This window comes from Streptomyces sp. AC627_RSS907, assembly GCF_019049165.1.
Genome location: NZ_JAGMUE010001576.1, coordinates 1 through 561, shown reverse-complemented (window position 1 = coordinate 561; position 561 = coordinate 1). Strand labels below are relative to the sequence as shown.

Annotated in this window: 1 protein-coding gene; it reads left to right on the top strand. The window is 68.3% G+C overall.

Annotation, left to right across the window (positions count from 1 at the left end; genetic code table 11):
- Positions 1-66 precede the first annotated feature (66 nt).
- Positions 67-561, top strand: a 495-nt coding sequence (locus KUM32_RS43085; protein ID WP_308408864.1) for a class I tRNA ligase family protein, incomplete at its 3' end; no start/stop codon positions are given.

Genomic DNA, 561 nt, shown 5'->3' with positions numbered 1-561 from the left:
CACGTACCCCCATGCGTCGGACGACGTCGTCTCCGCCCTCCGTATCGCGGAAGGAAGCAGCGTTTCGTGAACACCTACATCGTCACCAGCGCGCCGCCCAACCCCAACGGGGACCTGCACCTGGGTCACATATCCGGTCCCTTCCTCGGCGCGGACGTGCTGAGCCGGCACCTGCGTCAGCGCGGCCACGAGGTGCGCTACGTCGGCTACTCGGACGAGCACTCCTGCTACGTGCCGCGCCGCGCCGCCGAGATCGGGTCCACTCCGCACGAGACCGCGTTGCTGTTCGGCAACCGGATGGAGGAGACCCTCTCGCTGGGCTCGATGCACCACGACTGGTTCACCCGTCCGCTGATGACGCCCAAGCACACCGAGATCGTCCAGAGCTTCTTCACCCGGCTCTGGGAGGCGGGCAAGCTCAAGGTCGTCGAGCTGCCGGTGTTCCACTGCCCTCGGTGCGAGCGCTACCTGTACGAGGCCGAGGTCCGCGGCGAGTGCCAGTTCTGCGCCGCGCCGTCGGACGGCATCTACTGCGAGGCGTGCGGCCTGGCCCAGGAGTCC